We start from the raw sequence: 17884 nt of genomic DNA, 5'->3' as shown, positions 1-17884 counted from the left end.
CGCATCCGTCTATTCCGGGCATCCCGGCGCAGCGGAGTGCGCCGAAAGCCGCTCGCCACGGCGGTCTGCGGGCAGCTTGGCTATAGTGATGCAACCAGATCGGCCGGAGAGCCCGCAGATGAGCGATGACCATGCCGAACGGCGGCGTTTCAGCCGTATCGCCTTCGACGCCAGCACCGAAATCAGCCAGGGCGAGCACCGCTGGAAAGCCGAGTTGCTCGACCTTTCGTTACAGGGGGTGCTGGTGGAGCGCCCGGAGCACTTCGAGGGCAGCACCGGGCAAGCCTTCCAGGTGAGGATCTACCTGGGCTTCGACGCCAACGTCTACATGGACGCGGAGCTGGCCTGGGAACGCGAAGGCCTGCTCGGCTTCAACTGCCGGCACATCGACCTGGACTCCATCAGCCACCTGCGCCGCCTGGTGGAGCTCAACCTGGGGGATGAGTCGCTGCTCGAACGCGAGCTGACTTTGCTGGGTGAGCCGGAGGCGTAGGGCGTACAACCGCTCGCGGTTGTACGCCGATACACAGCCGCCGCCGACTGCGCCGAGATCAACCGCGAAGAACGCTACTCGAACAACGCATCCAGCGCCTGCTCCAGGCGCGTCACCGGGATCACCTGCAGGCCGGCCGGCGCCTCCTTGGGCGCATTGCCTTGCGGCACGATGGCGCGCTTGAAGCCATGCTTGGCCGCCTCTTTCAGGCGCTCCTGGCCGCTGGGCACCGGGCGCACCTCGCCGGACAGGCCGACCTCGCCGAACACCAGCAACTGGTGATCCAGTGGACGGTTGCGCAGGCTCGACATCACTGCTGCCATCAGCGCGAGGTCGGAGGCCGTCTCCAGCACCTTCACCCCGCCCACCACGTTGAGGAACACGTCCTGGTCGTAGGTCGGGATGCCGCCGTGGCGGTGCAGCACCGCTAGCAGCATGGCCAGGCGGTTCTGGTCCAGGCCCAGGGTCACGCGGCGCGGGTTGGCCATGTGGCTGGTGTCGACCAGCGCCTGCACCTCCACCAGCATCGGCCGCGAGCCCTCCCAGGTAGCCATGACCACGCTGCCGGGCACCGACTCCTGGGCGCGGGTGAGGAAGATCGCCGAAGGGTTGGAGACTTCCTTCAGGCCGCGGTCGGTCATTGCGAACACGCCCAATTCATTGACCGCGCCGAAGCGGTTCTTCACCGCGCGCAGCAGGCGCAGGCGGCCGTCGGACTCGCCCTCGAAATACAGCACGGTGTCGACCATGTGTTCGAGCACGCGCGGGCCGGCCAGCGCGCCTTCCTTGGTGACGTGGCCGACCAGGAAGATCGCCGTGCCGCTCTGTTTGGCGAAGCGCACCAGCAGCGCCGCGCTCTCGCGCACCTGGGCGACGCCGCCGGGGGCGGACTGCAGCTGCTCGGTGAAGATGGTCTGGATCGAGTCGATCACCATCACCTTCGGCTGCTCCTGGCGAGCCGTGGAGATGATGCTTTCGATGCAGGTCTCGGTCATGACCTTGAGCTTGTCTTCCGGCAGGCCCAGGCGACGCGCGCGCATGGCGACCTGCTGCTGCGACTCTTCGCCGGTGACGTAGAGCGCCGGCAGACGCGTGGCGATGTTGCACAGGGTCTGTAGGAGGATGGTCGACTTGCCAATGCCCGGGTCGCCGCCGATCAGCACCACCGAGCCATCCACCAGGCCGCCGCCGAGCACGCGGTCGAGTTCGTTGGAGGCCGTGGAGAAGCGCGGCATCTCTTCGATGCTGACTTCGGCCAGGGTCTTGATGTTGGCCTGCTGCCCGGCCCAGCCGCCGCGCCCTGAACTCCCGGTGCCGCCGGTGGGCGTGTTGTCGATGACGGTTTCGACCAGGGTGTTCCAGGCGCCACAGTCGGCGCACTGGCCGGCCCATTTGGGGAAGGTGGCGCCGCACTCGGTGCAGCCATACATACGCTTGGCCTTGGCCATGGGGGCGGACTCCGTCGTAGTGCCGGCCAGAAGGAGCCGGCAATTGAAGCGGGCGATCTTAGCACCCCGGATCGCCAGCTCGCAGAGCAGGCATATCCCGGTCGCACAGGCCGTCATGCACTCCCTCAAAAAGCAAAAAGGAGGTCATCGAGCTCCCTTTCAGGAACCGCAATACGCGATCAAGTCCGCCTGACCATCAACTGCATCAGATGGCCCTTGATTCGGAAGCAAAGCTCGCGAGTCTGGAACTCGGACTTCGGCATCAGGACGCTATTGATGTCTTCGCCAACGGCGTCTTTCACCCGCTGGTACTTCGCCTGAGCCGCATCCAACTTCTTGAGCTCAGCTTGGTACCTGTTATAGGACGCCTTGCTGTAAACCTGCATGGTTTCCAGTTGCTGACGGCATTCCTTGAGGCTTTTCGCTTGAGCGTCTTCGGCCTTAGGCTCAACGGCAGTCTGCTGGATAATGATCGGCGCTGGCGCGCGGACGGGTGCTGGCTCCGGCGCAGCTACGACAACAGTCTCCGGCGTCTTCTGCGCGCATCCGGCCAACAAGACAAAGCTCAATCCCGCGATAGAAAGTTTATGCATGCGTCTCTTCTCTATGACTCATCTGCGTCAGTCAATTCCGTGAGCTGGGCGCCTTGAGGCGGAAAGCGTTTCATTGCCCAAATCCCGCCCAATCGCCTGGCCATTTCGCCGTTGTGAATTCGATGAGTGACTTTATGGTGATGGGGCGTTCAGCTCGGACGCCATACATCGACAGGTCATCAACCTGATATAGAGCGAACATCTCGCAGCCCGACTTTGCCCAAACAGCCCGGCAAGCCAATTACCCCGAGACTCAATACGAGCCGCCTTATAAAGGCTTCCTGCAATTGCTCCATTGAAAGAGGCCGGGCGGCGGACAAACGCGTTAACAAGAGTGCCCGCCACTAGCCGATAGCTCTGCATTACCATTATGTATTTTTCGATATGGGCTGGCTTGTCAGAAAAGTCTGTAAAACAATGACTTTTCCGTCGAACTATTCACTCAAGCGGCAATACCGAGCACCAGTGCGCGCCACACTTGCGCCCCATGAATAGCGCCATCCAGCCAGACGCAATTCCATCTCCTGAAAGTTCAACGCCGCTATAACGAACGCAGGCCCACCGGACGCTAGTGCCCGGTGAGCCTGTCATTGAAACCCTTGCGTTCGTCGAGAAGCCTTTAGCCTCGTCGCCCAGCGAGAAAGCCGGGAGCGCGATGCGCCTCAGCAGGCAATGCCCAGGCGCCGGTACTGGCTTTCCATATCGTGGCGAAGACCTTCGCGGCGCATCAGCAGCGCGGCCAGCGAGCCGTCGGGGCGCTCGATGCCCTCCTCGACACGGCTGATGCGCTGGTCCAGCAGCTCGTACTGCAGTTTCAGTCGCACCAGGCGCTCCTGCGCCTGGCGGGCACCTGCGTCGGTGGTAGCGGATTTGCGGGTGAACTGGTTGAAGGGGCGAGATGCTTTGAGCATGACTAGACACCAGCTGGAAAATGGATAACCGGAGCCTACTCCCGCCCCTGGTGAGTACCCTTGACGCTCGTCAAGGTCAGGTCGATCGCTGCAGCAGTTCGGCAATCTCGTCCTTCAGGGTGACGCGTTGCAGTTTGAGGCTGTTGAGCGCGAGGTCATCCATCGCTTCGCGGCCGTCCTCGACGTCGTAGATCTTGCGGTCCAGCTCCTCGTAGGTGCCGGCCAGGCGGGTGAATTGGGCGTTTTCCTCGATCAGGCGGGCCATCTTGGCGCGTTGCTCGGGAAACTCGCGGGCCAGCGGGTGGTGCTCGAGTGGCATGGCAGACCTCCTCTGCGGGGTGGATTTCCCTACAGCCTAGTCCAGCGCCGAAATTCGCCCATAACCGCCGGTCATGCCGCCACGCCCGGGAAATATTCCCCGCAGCGCCGCGCCGGGGCTGCTGCGCCGCAGCCAGGCCGCTACACTGGCGCCTGTCCCCCTCTGTTTATGAAAGGAGTCTGTGCATGAGTCTGCTTAGCGAGTTCAAGGCCTTCGCGGTCAAGGGCAACGTGGTCGACATGGCCGTCGGTATCATCATCGGCGCGGCCTTCGGCAAGATCGTCTCGTCCTTCGTCGGCGACGTGATCATGCCGCCGATCGGCCTGTTGATCGGCGGGGTCGACTTCTCCAGCCTGGCCATCACCCTCAAGGCCGCCGAAGGCAACGCGCCGGCCGTGGTACTGGGTTACGGCAAGTTCATCCAGACCTGCCTGGACTTCCTGATCGTCGCTTTCGCCATCTTCATGGGCGTGAAGGCGATCAACCGCTTCAAACGCGAGGAAGAAGCCGCGCCGGCGGCGCCGACCAAGGATCAGGAACTGCTCACCGAGATCCGCGACCTGCTGAAGAACCAGAACCGCTCCTGACGCGCAGGCAGAAATGCAAAAGGGCCCCATCGGGGCCCTTTTCGTTGGCGTTGCGCTACCAGTAGTTCTCCACCGCGATCTGCCCCGGCTTGCGCGTCAGCGCCAGGCTCATGCCGCGGGTCTTCAGCACCGCGCGGGTGTCCTCGATCATCTGCGGGTTGCCGCAGATCATCACCCGCGAATGCTCCGGCGACAGTTCCAGGCCGGCCGCGCGCTCCAGTTCGCCGTTCTCGATCAGCGTGGTGATGCGCCCGTTCAGGCAGCCGGGCACCTGCTCGCGGGTCACCACCGGGATGAACTGCAGCTTGTGCGCGTACTCGGCCAGGTACTCACGCTGCGCCAGGCCTGCGATCAGCTCGCGGTAGGCCAGTTCCTTTTCCTCGCGCGCGCTGTAGACCAGCTTGATGGTCTCGAAGCGCTCCCACACCTCGAAGTCCTGGAGGATCGACAGGAAGGGCGCGAGCCCCGTGCCGGTGGCCAGCAGCCAGAGGTCGCGGCCGTCGGGGAAGCGGTCGAGGGTGAGGAAGCCGAAGGCCTGGCGATCGACCAGCAGCTGGTCGCCCTCGCGCAAGCGGCTCAGCTCGCTGGTGAATTCGCCGCCGGGCACCACGATGGAGAAGAACTCCAGGTACTCGTCGAACGGCGAGGACACCATCGAATAGGCGCGCCAGACGATACTGCCGCTTTCCTTGCGCACACCCAGGCGGGCGAACTGCCCGGCGCGGAAACGGAAGCCCGCGTCGCGCGTGGTGCGCAGGGTGAACAGGCTGGGCGTCAGGGTCTGCACGTCTGTCAGCGTCTGACGGGTGAACTTCTCTTCGCTGGCGGTCATACTCCGCTCCCGATCCAATCTCTGCCTACAGTTTCTCCCATCGCAGGTGCGAGAAACACCGCCAGAAAACAGGGCCTTTGCCGCAATCGGCAGCCGCCCTGACCTGGCGCAACGAAAAGCGATGCCCATGCCGACCTTCCTCACGCCCTTCGCCGAACTCGACCTGATCCGCCAGCCGGAGCAACACAACGACCCGCTGCAGGCGTTCGACGCCGCCGACGAATACCTGCTGCGCCAGGTGGTCGCCGACGGCCTTGCCGAAGGCAGCCGCGTGCTGGTGCTCAACGACGCCTTCGGCGCGCTGGCCGCCGGCCTCGCCGGGCATGCGCGGGTGACCAGCAGCGGCGATTCCTTCCTCGCCGCCCTGGCCCTGCAGAAAAACCTCGCCCGCAACGGCCTGGCGGAAGACGCGGTGACCTTCGTGCCAGCCAGCGCGACCCCGACCGGCCCGTTCGACCTGGTGCTGCTGCGCGTGCCCAAGACCCTCGCCCTGCTGGAGGAACAGCTGATCCGCCTGCACGGCCAGCTCGCGCCCGGCGCGCGGGTGATCGCCGGGGCGATGATCAAGCACCTGCCGCGCGCCGCCGGCGACCTGCTGGAGAAGTACATCGGCCCGGTGCAGGCCTCGCTGGCGGAGAAGAAAGCGCGCCTGCTGTTCGCCACGCCTGTGGATAAAGCGGCGGTGGTATCGCCCTACCCCACCCGCTACCGGCTAGACAAACCCGCGCTGGAGCTCATCAACCACGCCAACGTGTTCTGCCGCGAAGGCCTGGACATTGGCACCCGCGCCTTCCTCCCGCACCTGCCACAAGGCCTGGGCCGCGCGCGGGTCGCCGACCTCGGCTGCGGCAACGGCGTGCTCGCCATCGCCAGCGCCCTGGCCAACCCGGACGCGCACTACACGCTGGTCGACGAATCCTTCATGGCCGTGCAATCGGCGCAGGAGAACTGGCGTGCCGCCCTGGGCGGGCGCGAAGCGGAATTCCGTGCCGCCGATGGCCTGGCCGGGCAGCCGGAAAATTCGCTGGACCTGGTGCTGTGCAACCCGCCCTTCCACCAGCAGCAGGTGGTCGGCGACTTCCTCGCCTGGCGCATGTTCCAGCAGGCCCGCCACGCGCTGGTGACCGGCGGCCAGCTGTGGATAGTCGGCAACCGCCACCTGGGCTACCACGCCAAGCTCAAGCGCCTGTTCCGCGGCGTGGAGCAGGTGGCGGCAAACCCGAAATTCGTGGTGCTCAAGGCCAGCAAGTGACCGGTTGCCTGGCGGCCGCGCCGGGAGCAGGATGCGCGAACCCCAACGCGAGCCAGGAAGCCCCGCCATGTCCGAGTCGATTAGCGCCTTCGCCAGCGCCGAGATCCCCGTCGAACGCATCCGCACCGGCGACGGCCTGCACCTGGCGCTGTACCGCATAGGCGCGGCCGACGGCCTGCCGGTGATCCTCACCCACGGCACCTTCTCCAACTACCGCAGCTGCCTGGGCCTGGCTAATTTCCTCGCCGCGCGCGGCTTCGCCTGCTGGATCTTCGACTGGCGCGGCCACGGCGCCAGCGACAACGGCGACTTCCGCCACAGCTTCGACGAAGTCGCCGCCCACGACGTACCGGCGGTGCTCGACGCCGTGCACCAGCGCAGCGGCCAGCCGGCGCAGTTCTGGATCGGCCATTCCGGCGGCGGCCTGATCGCCTCCATGTGGGCCGCGCGCAACCCGGCGCAGGCCCGCGAGCGCATGCGCGGCCTGGTGCTGCTGGGTTCGCAGGCGACAGCCGCGGCCGAGCGGCCGCTGCACCGCTGGGCGATCCACGCCTACGACTGGCTACTGCGCGGACGCCGGACCGCCCCGCAACAACGCAAGCGCATCGGCCCGGAAACCGAGAGCGCGCGGCTGATGCGCCAGTGGTGTCAGTGGAACCTGCGCGCACGCTTCCAGGGAGAAGATGGTTTCGACTATCTGCACGGATTGGCCGGCCTACGCCTGCCGGTGCTTGGTCTGGCCGGCAGCGGCGACCGATTCATCGCTCCGGCGAGCGGCTGCCAGACGCTGGTGCGGGCTTTCGATGCCGGCGATGCAAGCTTCCGGCTCTGCGGTAACGCGACAGGTTTCCGCGAGGACTACAGCCACAACCGCCTGGTGCTGTCGCGCAACGCGAGCCTGGAGCTGTGGCCGCTGATCGCCGACTGGATGGCACAGCGCTAGTCGAGCGCGGCCGGCGTATCCACGTCGCGCAGCACGCCCGAATCGTCCACCACCACGGGATGCCAGGCATCGCGGTGCGCCTGCAGCACCTGGCGGGCGCCCTCGTCGCCCTGCAACTGCAGCAGCTCCGGCCAGAAGGCGCGGCCGAACAGCACCGGGTGGCCGCGCTGGCCGTCGTGCTGGGGGAAGACAATGCGTTGAGCAGTGGCCTGCTCCAGCAACAACCGCAGGGTCGATTCAGCGAGCCAGGGCATGTCGCCGAGCAGGATGGCCACGCTGTCGGCCGTGCAACTCTTCAAAGAATTCACGCCGGCCGCCAGGCTATGCCCCATACCGGACTGGGCATCGGCGCAGCGCACCAGCGGGATATCCACAGGCAGGCCGAGTTCGATTGGATCGTCCTCGGCGCGCAACACCACGCGCACTTCGTCGAACACCGCGCGGGCGTTGGCCAGGCTCGCAGCCAACAGCGTGCGGCCATCGGCCAGGCGTGCGCGGCGCTTGTCGGCACCGAAGCGCCGGCCGAAGCCGGCAGCGAGCAACAGGGCGACTGACGTCACAGGCTCTCGCGGGCAATGCCGCTGCGTACGCGAAGGATGTCGGCGAGCACCGCCAAAGCGATTTCCGCCGGGGTCTTGCTGCCCAGGTTGAGACCGATGGGTGCGTGGATACGCGCCAGCTCCGCCTCCCCCAAACCGCCAATGCGCTGGAGGCGTTCCATGCGTTTCGCCGAGGTCGTACGCGAGCCCATCACACCGATATAAAACGCCTCGGTGCGCACCGCTTCGAGCATCGCCAGGTCGTCGATCTTCGGATCGTGGGTCAGCGCCACCACCGCAGTGTCGGCATGGCAGCCGCCGTTGGCGATGAAGATCGACGGCAGTTCGCGGCGGATCTCGATGCCGTCCAGCACCACGCCCTCCAGTGCTTCCTCGCGGGGATCGCAGAGGATCACCTCGAAGCCCAGCCCTTTGCCGAATTCCGCGCAGAAATGCGCCACGCTGGAGTAGCCGGCCAGCAACAGGCGCTGCGCCGCACCCACGCGCAATTGCACATGAGCCTGGTCGCGCTCCACGCGCGGGCCATGGTCATGGTCGTCGCTCAGGCGGCGCGCGCCGGTTTCCAGGTTCACTTCGCGGAGCAGGCGGCGCTGGCCGAGCAGCGCCGATTCGAGTTCGCGCAGGTGGGCCTGGACGTCACAATCCGCGGCCAGGTTCTCCACCAGCACGTCGAGGATGCCGCCGCAGGGCAGGCGGATGTTGCTGCGCTCGTCGCCTTCGCCGTAGCGCACGACTCGCACCGGATCGGCGAATTCGCCGACGGCGACGCGTTCGAGGAAATCATCCTCGACGCAGCCGCCGGACAGCGAACCGACCCACTGCCCCTGCCCGTTCACCGCCAGCAGCGAACCCGGCGCGCGAGGCGCCGAGCCGTAGGTGAAGAGCACGGTGCAGAGCCAGACACGCTGGCCCTCGACGGACCACTTCAGCGCCTGGCGAACCACTTGCAGATCGAGATGTTGCACGTCTTACATCGCCTTGCCGGCATGGGCCGGCACACCATCGGACTTCAGCTGCGAGACCGCCTGGACATCGAGATCGCCAGGCAGGCCGCCCCAGGATTGACGCAGGTAGTTGAGCAGATCGGTCAGTTGCGCGTCATCCAGTTTCTCGGCGAAACCGGGCATCGGCTGCATGCGTTCGAAGCCGCCGAACTGCTGTTCGCCGATGCCGTCGACCACCACCCGCAGCAGGTTGCGCGTGTCGCTCAGGCGCAGGGTGGTGTTGCCCTGCATGGCCACGGCGATGTGTGGCTTGCCCTCGCCTTCCATGCCGTGGCAACCGGCGCAGACGTTGAGGTACTGCTGGCGGCCGCGCTTGGAGCTCTCGGACAGCTGTGGATAAGGCACGTGCTGCACCGCCTTGGCCGCCGGCGGGGTGTCGCCCAGCAGGTAGGTGGCCATGGCCGCGAGGTCCTGGCTTTCCAGGTGCTGGGTGCTGTGGTGATGCACCGGGAACATCTCGTTGAACATGCTGCCCTGGCCGCTCATGCCGTGCTCCAGGAAGGCCGCGAGGTCGGCCTGGTTCCATCCGCGCGCGGCGAGATCGTCGGGCAGCAGGCTGGGCGCCAGGTAGCCGTTGAGCAGGCCGCCGGACAGGCGCTTGTCCTGCTGCAGCGCACCGATGGCGTTGCGCGGGGTATGGCACTCGCCGCAGTGGCCGAGCACTTCCACCAGGTACTGGCCGCGCCGCCAGGTCTCGCTCTTGCCCTCGGCGCCGGGCAGTTGCACGCCCTTGCCATAGAGCATGTTCCAGCCGGAGAGGCCGACGCGCACGTTGAACGGGAAGCTCAGCGCGGTCTGCGGCGCCGGGCGGTGCACCGGCTCGACGCTCATCAGGTAGGCGTAGATGGCATCGGCATCCTCGCGCTTGATGAGGTGGTACGAGGTGTAGGGCATCGCCGGATAGAGGTTGGCGCCGTCCTTGCGCTTGCCCTGGGTGAGGGCCGCGAAGAACTCGTCGGCGCTATAGGCGCCGATGCCGTGGTCCTTGTCCGGGGTGATGTTACTGCCGTAGATGGTGCCGAACGGCGAGGCGATCGGCAGGCCGCCCGCATAGGGCGCGCCGCCCTCGGCGGTGTGGCAGGCCATGCAGTCGGCGGCGCGGGCCAGGTATTCACCGCGCTTGACCAGATCGGCATCGGCAGCCTGGGCACTGGCGGCCAGGCCGATGCCGGCTGCCAGCAGCAGGCCGGATAGCAGTCGCGCCATGCTCAGCCCTCCTTGACCAGGCCGAGGTCGCCGAGGACCTCGCGGGTGGCTTCGTAGTAACGCACATAGCCGGTGCAGCGGCAGATGTGGTGACCGAGGCTCGCCTCGATCTCCGACTCCAGTTCGCTCTTCTTCAGCGGCTGGCGCTGGGCCTTCTCCACCAGCACGGTGGCGGCGTTGACGAAGCCCGGCGCGCAGTAGCTGCACTGGAAGGCGAAGCGCTCGACGAACTTCTGCTGGATCGGGTTCAACTCGTTCACCTTGCCGTCGGCATCGCGCTTGGCGTGGCCTTCGATGGTGCGCACCTTCTTGCCGTCGAACCAGTTGGCGCCGGTGATGCAGGTGCGGACTTCCTCGCTGGTGCCGTCGGGGTTGTCGACGATCACCACGCAGGCGTGGCAGATGCCCTGGCCGCAGCCCAGGCGCGAGCCGGTGAGGTTCTGGTATTCGTGCAGGTAGTCGATCATCGGCAGGTCCGCGGGGACCTCCACCGGGCCGACGGCTTGACCGTTGAGGGTCAGCTGGAGCTTAGCCATTGAGGGCCTCCTTGATACGGGCGGGGGTTGCGGGCAGGTCGCGGACGCGCTTGCCGATGGCATGGGCGACGGCGTTGCCGATGGCACCGGCGATAGGGATCATCACCACTTCGGCGATGCCCTTGGCCGGATCGCTGTCCGACAGCGGCGGGAGGATTTCCGAACTCTGGGTCCACACTGCGACGTCCTTGGCGCGCGGCAGGCGGTAGCGGTTGAAGTTCCAGTCGCCTTCGGCCGGACCGCCCTCGTGCAGCGGCATTTCCTCCAGCAGCGCGTGGCCCAGGCCCATGGCCGTGCCGCCCTCGATCTGGCCTTTCACCAGCTCGGGCACCAGCACCCGGCCACACTCGATCCAGGAGTGGTGGCTGAGCACCTGCACCTCGTGGGAGCCCTTGTTGACCTTCAGTTCCACCAGCGTGGCCACCGGGCTGTAGTAGGTGACCATGGCGTTGTTCAGCTGCACCGGCGGGTAGTTCACGTTCTTGCGGTCGAGCAGGTGGAAGCCGGCGCTGGTCATCTGCGCCTTCTTCACCTGGGGGGCGCCGTCGCCGTACTTCACCGCCAGGCCGTCCAGCGGCAGACGCTCGCTGACACCGTCCACGGTGAACTCGCTATCCGCCCAGCTCCAGCGGTTGAAGGCGTGCACGGTCGCACCGGTGACCAGGCCGCGCTCGTGGGCGTGCTTGGCCAGCAGGGCGAAAGGCAGCGGCTCCAGGCCGTTGGCGGTGAGCTTGCCGTCTACCCAGCGGGCGTCCTCACGGCGCACCACGTAGGGGTTGGCCTGGCCGCCGAACGGGCCTCGGCCCCAGATTTCCAGCGCCGCCGGCCACAGGCCGTGGTTGAACAGCACGCGCGCCGCCTCGCGGCTGGCGTGGCTGAAGTAGTAGGCCGAGTTGGTCGCCGAGGACGCCGAGGCATACTTGCCGACCCAGCGCGGGTTGCGCAGTTTTTCGTCCTGGGTGGCCTGGCTCATGATGTACGGGTCTTCGCCGCTGGCGAGCTGCAGCTCGGACCAGTCGGTCTCGGCGGTCTTCACCTCGTCGGCCGGGCGACCGAGGAAGTCGGCCACCACCAACGCCTGGGAAGTGGACATGCCGGTGCCGATCTCGATGCCGATGTGGCGCATGCGGATGTGGCCGTCGGCGTCAAACTCCAGGCTCGCCATGGGGGCCTCGGCGCCGGTGCCGAAGTCTTTCTGGCAGATGGCGAAGCCGACGCCGTACCAGTTGTCCGGGTCCTGCGCGTCGAACTTCTTCTTGCGCTCGGCGCGGTTCTTCCAGACTTCGTGGGCGGAGGCCTTGTCGAGGATCTCGTGCAGGCGCAGCGCGCCGGCGGGCACCGCGCCCTGGGTGTTCTTCATCCCCGAGACCATGGCATTGCGGCGGCGCAGTTCGATGGCATCGACGCCCAGGCGGTCGGCGACCTCGTCCACCATCATCTCGGTGGAAGCCATGCTCTGCAGGGTGCCGTAGCCGCGCATGGAGCCGGCCTCGACGCCGCGCGAATGGTAGGCGGTGGCCTGCAGGTCGCTCTGCGGCATGTAGTAGATCGACTGCGCGGCCGTGGCCCCCACGGCCGCAACCGAGGCGCTGTAGTTGGCGCGACCGCCGCCGTCGAGGCTCATCTCGGCGCGGAAGATCTTGAAGCTCAGGTCCTTCTTATCCACAGCCAGTTGGTAGTGGATGTCGAAAGCATGCCGCTTGATGCCGCTCTGGAACTGCTCGTAGCGGTCATTGGCCAGGCGCACCGGCACGCCTTCGCCGTACAGCGCAGCCAGGGCCGCGTAGAAGACGAAGATGTTGTGGTCCTTGGAGCCGTAGCCGACGGTGTAGCCGGGGTGCATGTTCAGCTTGGCCAGGCCGAAGCGCGAGGGCGCAATCATCTGCGCGGTTTCGGACGCCGCTTCGAACGGGCACTGGGTGGCGACCACGAAGTGCAGGGTCTTGCTGGCCGGGTCGTACCAGCCGTTGCCGTTGTCCGGCTCCATGGCCGCCGGCTCGATGGACGGCGTCTTGTAGCGTTCGTCGAAGACCAGCCAGTCGGCCGGCGGGCTGTCGATCTGCTGCTGGATCTTCTGCGCGTAGAACATGCCCTGCTCGGACAGGTTGCCATGCTCGCGCGGCTGCTGGTCCCACACCGGTTTGCGGTTGCGGATCAGCGGGAAGAGCATCGAATCCTTGAGGCTGGAGAACTCGTCCGGATCGGCCGAGGTGGCACCGCCCACGCGCACGAAGCGGAAGCTGCCGTAGGGATCGCCTTCGTACAGCGGCGCCTGCGCGCCGTAGCGGATCGCCTTGTCGTTGAACTTGAGCTTGAGCTTGGCCTGGCGGAAGCGCTCGAAGTCGTGCCAGATCAGGATGGCCACCGGCTGGCCGATGAACATCGGCACCTTGCCCGGCGGCAGCAGCGGGTCCGGCTTGTGGGCCTCGGGGAAGGCGATGCCGTCCTTGACCAGGTCGTCGGCAGTGACGATGCGGTCCGGCTGCAGCTCGGCGCCCAGCCAGGAGAGGTCGTAGCCTTCGTAGACGCGGTCGGCCTTGATGGTCTTCAGCAGCATGGCGTGGCCCTGCTGCTGCGGCCAGCCGGGCATGTCCTTGGCGCGGATGTCGCGGGCGAAGACCTTCTCGCCGCACACCTTGGACAGCGCATCGTTGCGCATGCGCACGCGGCCGTCGTTGGCCAGCCAGCGCTCGGGCGGCGCGGCGACACTTTTCTCCATCAGGGCAGCGAAAGCCTGGCTGCCGAGCGGCGCCAGGGTGACGCTCACGCCGGCGATCAATCCGCCCTGGAGGAAGGCGCGCCGGGAGATATCACGGTTGGACATGGATCATCCTCTGGGCGGTGAACGAACCCGCCCATGTCGTAATGGGGTACTGGAAGCGGCAGAGGTGGGGCGTGGGACGCCGGGCAACGGCGGTTGCGAAGGAAGCGTCCTACGGAAAATCCTGACCGAATTGTCAACTTTACCCAATCAAAGCGCTTCAGGCAAAAGTTAAGCAGGGCGATCAGCGCACCGGATTGCGTGGAGCCGACCGTTCGTCTGTAGGAAATACCCGACAGTAATCCTCGGACGTGCTACGCTCGGCGGCCTTTCATTAGCGTCCTAACAAATAGCCTGACAGCCATGTCCGCCGACGCCAATTCGCTGCTCCGCCATCGCCCCTTCCTCGCCTTCTGGCTCGCCCGCGTGTGCACCGCCAGCGGCTTCCAGATGCTCACCGTGGCCATCGGCTGGCACATGTACGAGCTGACCCACAACGTGCTCGACCTTGGCTTCGTCGGCCTGGTGGAGTTCCTCCCGCGGGTGCTGTTCATGCTGCACACCGGGCACGTCGCCGACCGCTACGACCGACGCAAGGTCGCCGCGCTCTGCCAGAGCGCGCAGTGCCTGATCGCCGTTGCCCTGGTACTCGGCGCCAGCAGCGGCAACGTCACCCGCGAGATGATCTTCGTGCTCGCCTTCCTGCTCGGCAGCGCCCGCTCGTTCGAGATGCCGACTACCCAGGCCTTGCTACCGAACATAGTGCCCACCGCCCTCTTCCCCCGCGCGGTGGCGGCCTCTGCCTCGGCCATGCAAGCCGCGACCATCGCCGCGCCGGCACTTGGCGGCCTGCTCTACGCCTTCGGCGCCTTCTGGGTCTACGTACCGACGGCAGTGCTCTATGCCATCGCCTGCAGCCTGGTACTGACCCTGCCCTCGCGGCAGCAGCCCTTGACCCAGGGAAAGGCCACGCTGGAATCGCTGCTCGCCGGCATCCGCTTCATCCGCAGCCGCCCCGACATCTTCGGCGCCATCTCCCTCGACCTCTTCGCCGTGCTGCTCGGCGGCGCCACTGCGCTACTGCCGGTGTTCGCCAAGGACATCCTGCTCACCGGCCCCTGGGGCCTGGGCCTGCTGCGCTCGGCGCCGGCGGTGGGTGCGTTGCTGATGTCGTTCTGGCTGGCGCGCTTCCCGATCGAACGCAACGTCGGCCGCATCATGTTCCTGTCGGTCGGCATCTTCGGCGTCACCACCATCGCATTTGGCCTGTCGACGTCATTCTGGTTCTCCCTCGGCGTGCTGGTGGTGCTCGGCGCGGCGGACATGGTCAGCATGGTGATCCGCGGCGCCTTCGTGCAGCTGGAAACCCCGGACGAGATGCGTGGCCGAGTCAGCGCGGTGAACGGCCTGTTCATCGGCGCCAGCAACCAGCTCGGCGAGTTCGAGTCGGGCCTGACCGCGCACTGGTTCGGCACGGTGCCGGCGGTGGTGCTCGGCGGGGTCGGCACGCTGATCGTCACCGGCGCCTGGATGAAGCTGTTCCCGGCGCTGGCCAAGCGCGACAAGTTGCACTGACAGGACCGCCCGGCGTCACCCCGTAGGAGCGGATCTCATCCGCGAAAATCCCCGCACCGATGCACCCGGTAGGAGCGCGCCATGCGCGCGAATCGCGGCCATGGGCCGCTCCTACAGGTCTTTTTCCCCTTCCCATAAAAAAGCCCCCGCAAATGCGGGGGCCTGGAAGCGGGCGCACGGGGCGCCCGGATAGGAGCTCAGTGTGGCGCCTGCAGCCCTGCCGCGCTCATCAGCAGACGCAGCAGCCAGGCCGCTACACCCAGGGCCAGCACACTGGCCACCCAGATCAGCACCAGCCAGCCGAGGCGCTTGCGCAGCGGCGCCTTGTCGGCGTTCGTCTCTTTCATGACAGTGCCCTCAGTGGTAGCCATCGCCGTGCTTCACCTTGCCGCGGAACACGTAGTAGCTCCAGGCGGTGTAGCCGAGGATGAACGGCAGGATGAACAGCGCGCCAACCAGCGCGAAGCCCTGGCTCTGCGGCGGCGCCGAGGCGGCCTGGATGCTCACCGACGGCGGGATGATGTTCGGCCACAGGCTGATGCCCAGGCCGCTGTAGCCGAGGAAGATCAGCACCAGGGTGAGCACGAAGGGCTTCACGTGGTCGTAGTTGGCGACCGACCGCAGCAGCGCCCAGAAGGTCACCAGCACCAGCAACGGCACCGGGGCGAACAGGAACAGGTTCGGCAGGCTGAACCAGCGTTGGGCGATTTCCGTGTGCGCCAGCGGGGTCCACAGGCTGACGATGCCGATCACCGCCAGCAGCACCAGCGCCAGCGGCCGCGCCAGGTCGTGCATGCGCTCCTGCAAGGTGCCTTCGGTCTTCATGATCAGCCAGGTGCAGCCGAGCAGGCTGTAGGCGACGATCAGGCCCAGGCCGCAGAACAGCGGGAATGGCGCCAGCCAGTCGAGCGAGCCGCCGGCGAACTGCCCGTTTGCCACCGGGATACCCTCTATGTAGGCGCCCAGCGCCACGCCCTGGAAGAAGGTCGCCGCCAGCGAGCCGCCGATGAACGCCTTGTCCCAGATGTGCCGCTTGTGCGCCTTGGCCTTGAAGCGGAACTCGAAGGCCACGCCACGGAAGATCAGCCCCACCAGCATCAGCACCAGCGGCAGGTAGAGCGCCTCCAGCACCACCGAGTAGGCCAGCGGGAAGGCGCCGAACAGCGCCGCGCCGCCGAGCACCAGCCAGGTCTCGTTGCCATCCCAGACCGGCGCCACGGTGTTCATCATCACGTCGCGGTCGCCGTCGTCCTTGAAGAACGGGTAGAGCATGCCGATGCCCAGGTCGAAGCCGTCCATCACGACGTACATCATCACGCCGAAGACGATGATGATCGCCCAGATCAGCGGAAGGTCGATGCCCATGTTCAGTTCCTCCCTTCCGGTGCGTTGTCATCGTCGTCGAGACCCTCGACGGTGGCCGACAGCGGCCGTGCCGGGGTGCGCTGGCGACCGGCACCGCCCTCGCTGGTTTCGCGACCTTCGTGGGTGACCGGGCCCTTGCGCACCAGGCGCATCATGTAGCCGATGCCGACTCCGAACAGCGAGAAGTACACGACCACGAACATCAGCAGGGTGATGCTCATCTGCAGGGTGCTGTGGTTGGAAACCCCTTCGCTGGTTCGCATCAGTCCGTAGACCACCCACGGCTGGCGACCGACCTCGGTGGTGAACCAGCCGGCAAGGATCGCCAGCAGTCCCGAGGGCCCCATCCACAGCGCCAGGCGCAGGAAGGCGCGCTGCCGGAACAGCCCGCCGCGCCAGCGCAGCCACAGGCTCCAGAGGCCGACCAGGATCATCAGCATGCCTAGCCCGGCCATGATGCGGAACGACCAGAAGACGATGGTGGAGTTGGGCCGGTCCTCGCGCGGGAAGTCCTTCAGCGCCGGGATCGGCTCGGTGAGGCTATGGCGCAGGATCAGGCTGCCGAGCACCGGGATCTCGACCTTGAAGCGCGTTTCCTCGCGCTGCATGTCCGGCAGGCCGAAGAGGATCAGCGGCGTCGGGCCGCCCTCGCCGTTGTCCCAGTGCCCTTCGATGGCGGCGATCTTCGCCGGCTGGTGTTCGAGGGTGTTGAGGCCGTGGGCGTCGCCGACCATGGCCTGGATCGGCGCCACGATCAGGGCCATCCACATGGCCATGGAGAACATCTTGCGGATCGCCGGGTTGTCGCGCCCGCGCAGCAGATGCCAGGCCGCCGAGGCGCCGACGAAGAAGGCTGTGGCGAGGAAGGAAGCGATCGCCATGTGCATCAGGCGGTAGGGGAAGGACGGGTTGAAGATCACCGCGAACCAGTCGGTGGGGATCACCCGACCGTCGATGATCTCGAAGCCCTGCGGGGTCTGCATCCAGCTGTTGGAAGCGAGGATCCAGAAGGTCGAGATCAGCGTGCCGATCGCCACCATCACCGTGGCGAAGAAGTGCAGCCCGCGCCCCACGCGGTGCCAGCCGAAGAGCATGACACCGAGGAAGCCGGCCTCGAGGAAGAAGGCGGTCAGCACCTCGTAGGTCAGCAGCGGGCCGGTGACGCTCCCCGCGTACGCGGAGAAATGGCTCCAGTTGGTGCCGAACTGGTAGGCCATGACCAGGCCGGAGACCACGCCCATGCCGAAGTTGACGGCGAATATCTTCGACCAGAAGTGATAGAGGTCGCGGTAGACCTCTTCGCCGGTCTTCAGCCACAGGCCTTCGAGCACGGCCAGATAACTGGCCAGGCCGATGGTGATGGCGGGGAAGATGATGTGGAAGGAGACGGTAAAGGCGAACTGGATACGCGCCAGTTCCAACGCCTCTAGACCCAACATGACGTTACCTCATCGGGTTGACGCCCGTCGTCGCACGCAGCGGGCAGCTTGCCGGCAACG

Annotated in this window: 18 protein-coding genes; 5 read left to right on the top strand and 13 right to left on the bottom strand. The window is 66.4% G+C overall.

Annotated features, from left to right (window positions below):
- The first annotated feature begins 118 nt into the window (after positions 1-118).
- On the top strand, positions 119-493 hold the full coding sequence (locus ACA097_RS16145) for a PilZ domain-containing protein (protein ID WP_043255494.1): 375 nt from the start codon (positions 119-121) through the stop codon (positions 491-493).
- Between the two features lie 74 nt (positions 494-567).
- Here the strand turns inward: ACA097_RS16145 and radA are convergent, their stop codons facing one another.
- From radA to ACA097_RS16125, 4 genes are all read right to left on the bottom strand, one after another.
- The gene (gene radA / locus ACA097_RS16140; protein ID WP_043255496.1) at positions 568-1941 is read right to left on the bottom strand and encodes a DNA repair protein RadA; all 1374 of its coding nucleotides are present in this window, start codon (positions 1939-1941) and stop codon (positions 568-570) included.
- 179 nt (positions 1942-2120) lie between these two features.
- Positions 2121-2534, bottom strand: coding sequence for a hypothetical protein (locus ACA097_RS16135; RefSeq protein ID WP_052355385.1), 414 nt, complete (start codon positions 2532-2534; stop codon positions 2121-2123).
- A 662-nt stretch (positions 2535-3196) separates the two neighbouring features.
- The gene (locus ACA097_RS16130; protein WP_236658334.1) at positions 3197-3445 is read right to left on the bottom strand and encodes a hypothetical protein; all 249 of its coding nucleotides are present in this window, start codon (positions 3443-3445) and stop codon (positions 3197-3199) included.
- Positions 3446-3521: 76 nt separating this feature from the next.
- On the bottom strand, positions 3522-3764 hold the full coding sequence (locus tag ACA097_RS16125; protein WP_043255499.1) for a YdcH family protein: 243 nt from the start codon (positions 3762-3764) through the stop codon (positions 3522-3524).
- A gap of 185 nt (positions 3765-3949) precedes the next feature.
- Here ACA097_RS16125 and mscL point away from each other — a divergent pair, with 185 nt between their 5' ends.
- Positions 3950-4351: a large-conductance mechanosensitive channel protein MscL gene (gene mscL, locus ACA097_RS16120; RefSeq protein WP_043255500.1), complete on the top strand. Its 402-nt coding sequence runs from the start codon at positions 3950-3952 to the stop codon at positions 4349-4351.
- 55 nt (positions 4352-4406) lie between these two features.
- Here mscL and ACA097_RS16115 read toward each other — a convergent pair whose 3' ends face one another.
- Complete coding sequence (locus ACA097_RS16115; protein ID WP_371364508.1) at positions 4407-5183, bottom strand: ferredoxin--NADP reductase; 777 nt, start codon at positions 5181-5183, stop codon at positions 4407-4409.
- Between the two features lie 127 nt (positions 5184-5310).
- On the opposite strand from ACA097_RS16115, the gene ACA097_RS16110 reads away from it, so the two are divergent.
- A complete protein-coding gene (locus tag ACA097_RS16110) occupies positions 5311-6435 on the top strand; it encodes a methyltransferase (RefSeq protein ID WP_371370530.1) in 1125 nt (374 codons plus the stop codon).
- Positions 6436-6502: 67 nt separating this feature from the next.
- The gene (locus tag ACA097_RS16105; protein ID WP_371364506.1) at positions 6503-7378 is read left to right on the top strand and encodes an alpha/beta fold hydrolase; all 876 of its coding nucleotides are present in this window, start codon (positions 6503-6505) and stop codon (positions 7376-7378) included.
- Here ACA097_RS16105 and ACA097_RS16100 read toward each other — a convergent pair.
- Genes ACA097_RS16100 through ACA097_RS16080 form a run of 5 tightly spaced genes read right to left on the bottom strand, consistent with a single transcriptional unit; the run spans position 7375 to position 13508 of the window.
- On the bottom strand, positions 7375-7938 hold the full coding sequence (locus ACA097_RS16100; protein ID WP_371364504.1) for an NTP transferase domain-containing protein: 564 nt from the start codon (positions 7936-7938) through the stop codon (positions 7375-7377). The genes ACA097_RS16105 and ACA097_RS16100 overlap by 4 nt on opposite strands.
- The gene (locus ACA097_RS16095; protein ID WP_371364502.1) at positions 7935-8903 is read right to left on the bottom strand and encodes an XdhC family protein; all 969 of its coding nucleotides are present in this window, start codon (positions 8901-8903) and stop codon (positions 7935-7937) included. Before ACA097_RS16095 ends, ACA097_RS16100 begins: the two co-directional genes overlap by 4 nt.
- Positions 8904-8906: 3 nt before the next feature.
- A complete protein-coding gene (locus ACA097_RS16090) occupies positions 8907-10148 on the bottom strand; it encodes a cytochrome c (protein ID WP_371364500.1) in 1242 nt (413 codons plus the stop codon).
- Positions 10149-10150: 2 nt separating this feature from the next.
- A complete protein-coding gene (locus tag ACA097_RS16085) occupies positions 10151-10684 on the bottom strand; it encodes a (2Fe-2S)-binding protein (protein WP_371364498.1) in 534 nt (177 codons plus the stop codon).
- Positions 10677-13508: a xanthine dehydrogenase family protein molybdopterin-binding subunit gene (locus ACA097_RS16080; protein WP_043255513.1), complete on the bottom strand. Its 2832-nt coding sequence runs from the start codon at positions 13506-13508 to the stop codon at positions 10677-10679. The genes ACA097_RS16085 and ACA097_RS16080 overlap by 8 nt, the downstream gene beginning before the upstream one ends.
- 300 nt (positions 13509-13808) lie before the next feature.
- Here ACA097_RS16080 and ACA097_RS16075 point away from each other — a divergent pair, with 300 nt between their 5' ends.
- The gene (locus ACA097_RS16075) at positions 13809-15020 is read left to right on the top strand and encodes an MFS transporter (protein ID WP_371364495.1); all 1212 of its coding nucleotides are present in this window, start codon (positions 13809-13811) and stop codon (positions 15018-15020) included.
- 197 nt (positions 15021-15217) lie between these two features.
- Here ACA097_RS16075 and ACA097_RS16070 read toward each other — a convergent pair whose 3' ends face one another.
- The 3 genes from ACA097_RS16070 to ACA097_RS16060 are packed head-to-tail and all read right to left on the bottom strand — an operon-like array spanning position 15218 to position 17824.
- Positions 15218-15367 (bottom strand): DUF2474 domain-containing protein, encoded by a 150-nt coding sequence (locus ACA097_RS16070; protein WP_160288469.1) that lies wholly within the window; start codon positions 15365-15367, stop codon positions 15218-15220.
- Positions 15368-15377: 10 nt separating this feature from the next.
- Positions 15378-16385 (bottom strand): cytochrome d ubiquinol oxidase subunit II, encoded by a 1008-nt coding sequence (gene cydB / locus ACA097_RS16065; RefSeq protein WP_043255519.1) that lies wholly within the window; start codon positions 16383-16385, stop codon positions 15378-15380.
- Between the two features lie 2 nt (positions 16386-16387).
- Entirely contained in the window at positions 16388-17824 is a 1437-nt protein-coding gene (locus ACA097_RS16060) for a cytochrome ubiquinol oxidase subunit I (RefSeq protein WP_371364492.1), read from the bottom strand.
- Positions 17825-17884 lie beyond the last annotated feature (60 nt).

This window comes from Pseudomonas sp. QL9, from assembly GCF_041409665.1.
Classification (GTDB): domain Bacteria; phylum Pseudomonadota; class Gammaproteobacteria; order Pseudomonadales; family Pseudomonadaceae; genus Pseudomonas; species Pseudomonas knackmussii.
Note: the sequence above shows the minus strand (reverse complement) of the source record. Positions and strands in the feature narration are given on the sequence as shown.

Excerpts from the sequence above, each read along its gene's own strand:
- ACA097_RS16115 (WP_371364508.1), bottom strand. The coding sequence starts at position 5,183 with ATGACCGCCAGCGAAGAGAAGTTCACCCGTCAGACGCTGACAGACGTG.
- ACA097_RS16135 (WP_052355385.1), bottom strand. The coding sequence starts at position 2,534 with ATGCATAAACTTTCTATCGCGGGATTGAGCTTTGTCTTGTTGGCCGGA.
- ACA097_RS16105 (WP_371364506.1), top strand. The coding sequence starts at position 6,503 with ATGTCCGAGTCGATTAGCGCCTTCGCCAGCGCCGAGATCCCCGTCGAA.
- ACA097_RS16125 (WP_043255499.1), bottom strand. The coding sequence starts at position 3,764 with ATGCCACTCGAGCACCACCCGCTGGCCCGCGAGTTTCCCGAGCAACGC.
- radA (WP_043255496.1), bottom strand. The coding sequence starts at position 1,941 with ATGGCCAAGGCCAAGCGTATGTATGGCTGCACCGAGTGCGGCGCCACC.
- ACA097_RS16085 (WP_371364498.1), bottom strand. The coding sequence starts at position 10,684 with ATGGCTAAGCTCCAGCTGACCCTCAACGGTCAAGCCGTCGGCCCGGTG.
- mscL (WP_043255500.1), top strand. The coding sequence starts at position 3,950 with ATGAGTCTGCTTAGCGAGTTCAAGGCCTTCGCGGTCAAGGGCAACGTG.
- ACA097_RS16070 (WP_160288469.1), bottom strand. The coding sequence starts at position 15,367 with ATGAAAGAGACGAACGCCGACAAGGCGCCGCTGCGCAAGCGCCTCGGC.
- ACA097_RS16145 (WP_043255494.1), top strand. The coding sequence starts at position 119 with ATGAGCGATGACCATGCCGAACGGCGGCGTTTCAGCCGTATCGCCTTC.
- cydB (WP_043255519.1), bottom strand. The coding sequence starts at position 16,385 with ATGGGCATCGACCTTCCGCTGATCTGGGCGATCATCATCGTCTTCGGC.
- ACA097_RS16060 (WP_371364492.1), bottom strand. The coding sequence starts at position 17,824 with ATGTTGGGTCTAGAGGCGTTGGAACTGGCGCGTATCCAGTTCGCCTTT.
- ACA097_RS16090 (WP_371364500.1), bottom strand. The coding sequence starts at position 10,148 with ATGGCGCGACTGCTATCCGGCCTGCTGCTGGCAGCCGGCATCGGCCTG.
- ACA097_RS16130 (WP_236658334.1), bottom strand. The coding sequence starts at position 3,445 with ATGCTCAAAGCATCTCGCCCCTTCAACCAGTTCACCCGCAAATCCGCT.
- ACA097_RS16080 (WP_043255513.1), bottom strand. The coding sequence starts at position 13,508 with ATGTCCAACCGTGATATCTCCCGGCGCGCCTTCCTCCAGGGCGGATTG.
- ACA097_RS16110 (WP_371370530.1), top strand. The coding sequence starts at position 5,311 with ATGCCGACCTTCCTCACGCCCTTCGCCGAACTCGACCTGATCCGCCAG.
- ACA097_RS16075 (WP_371364495.1), top strand. The coding sequence starts at position 13,809 with ATGTCCGCCGACGCCAATTCGCTGCTCCGCCATCGCCCCTTCCTCGCC.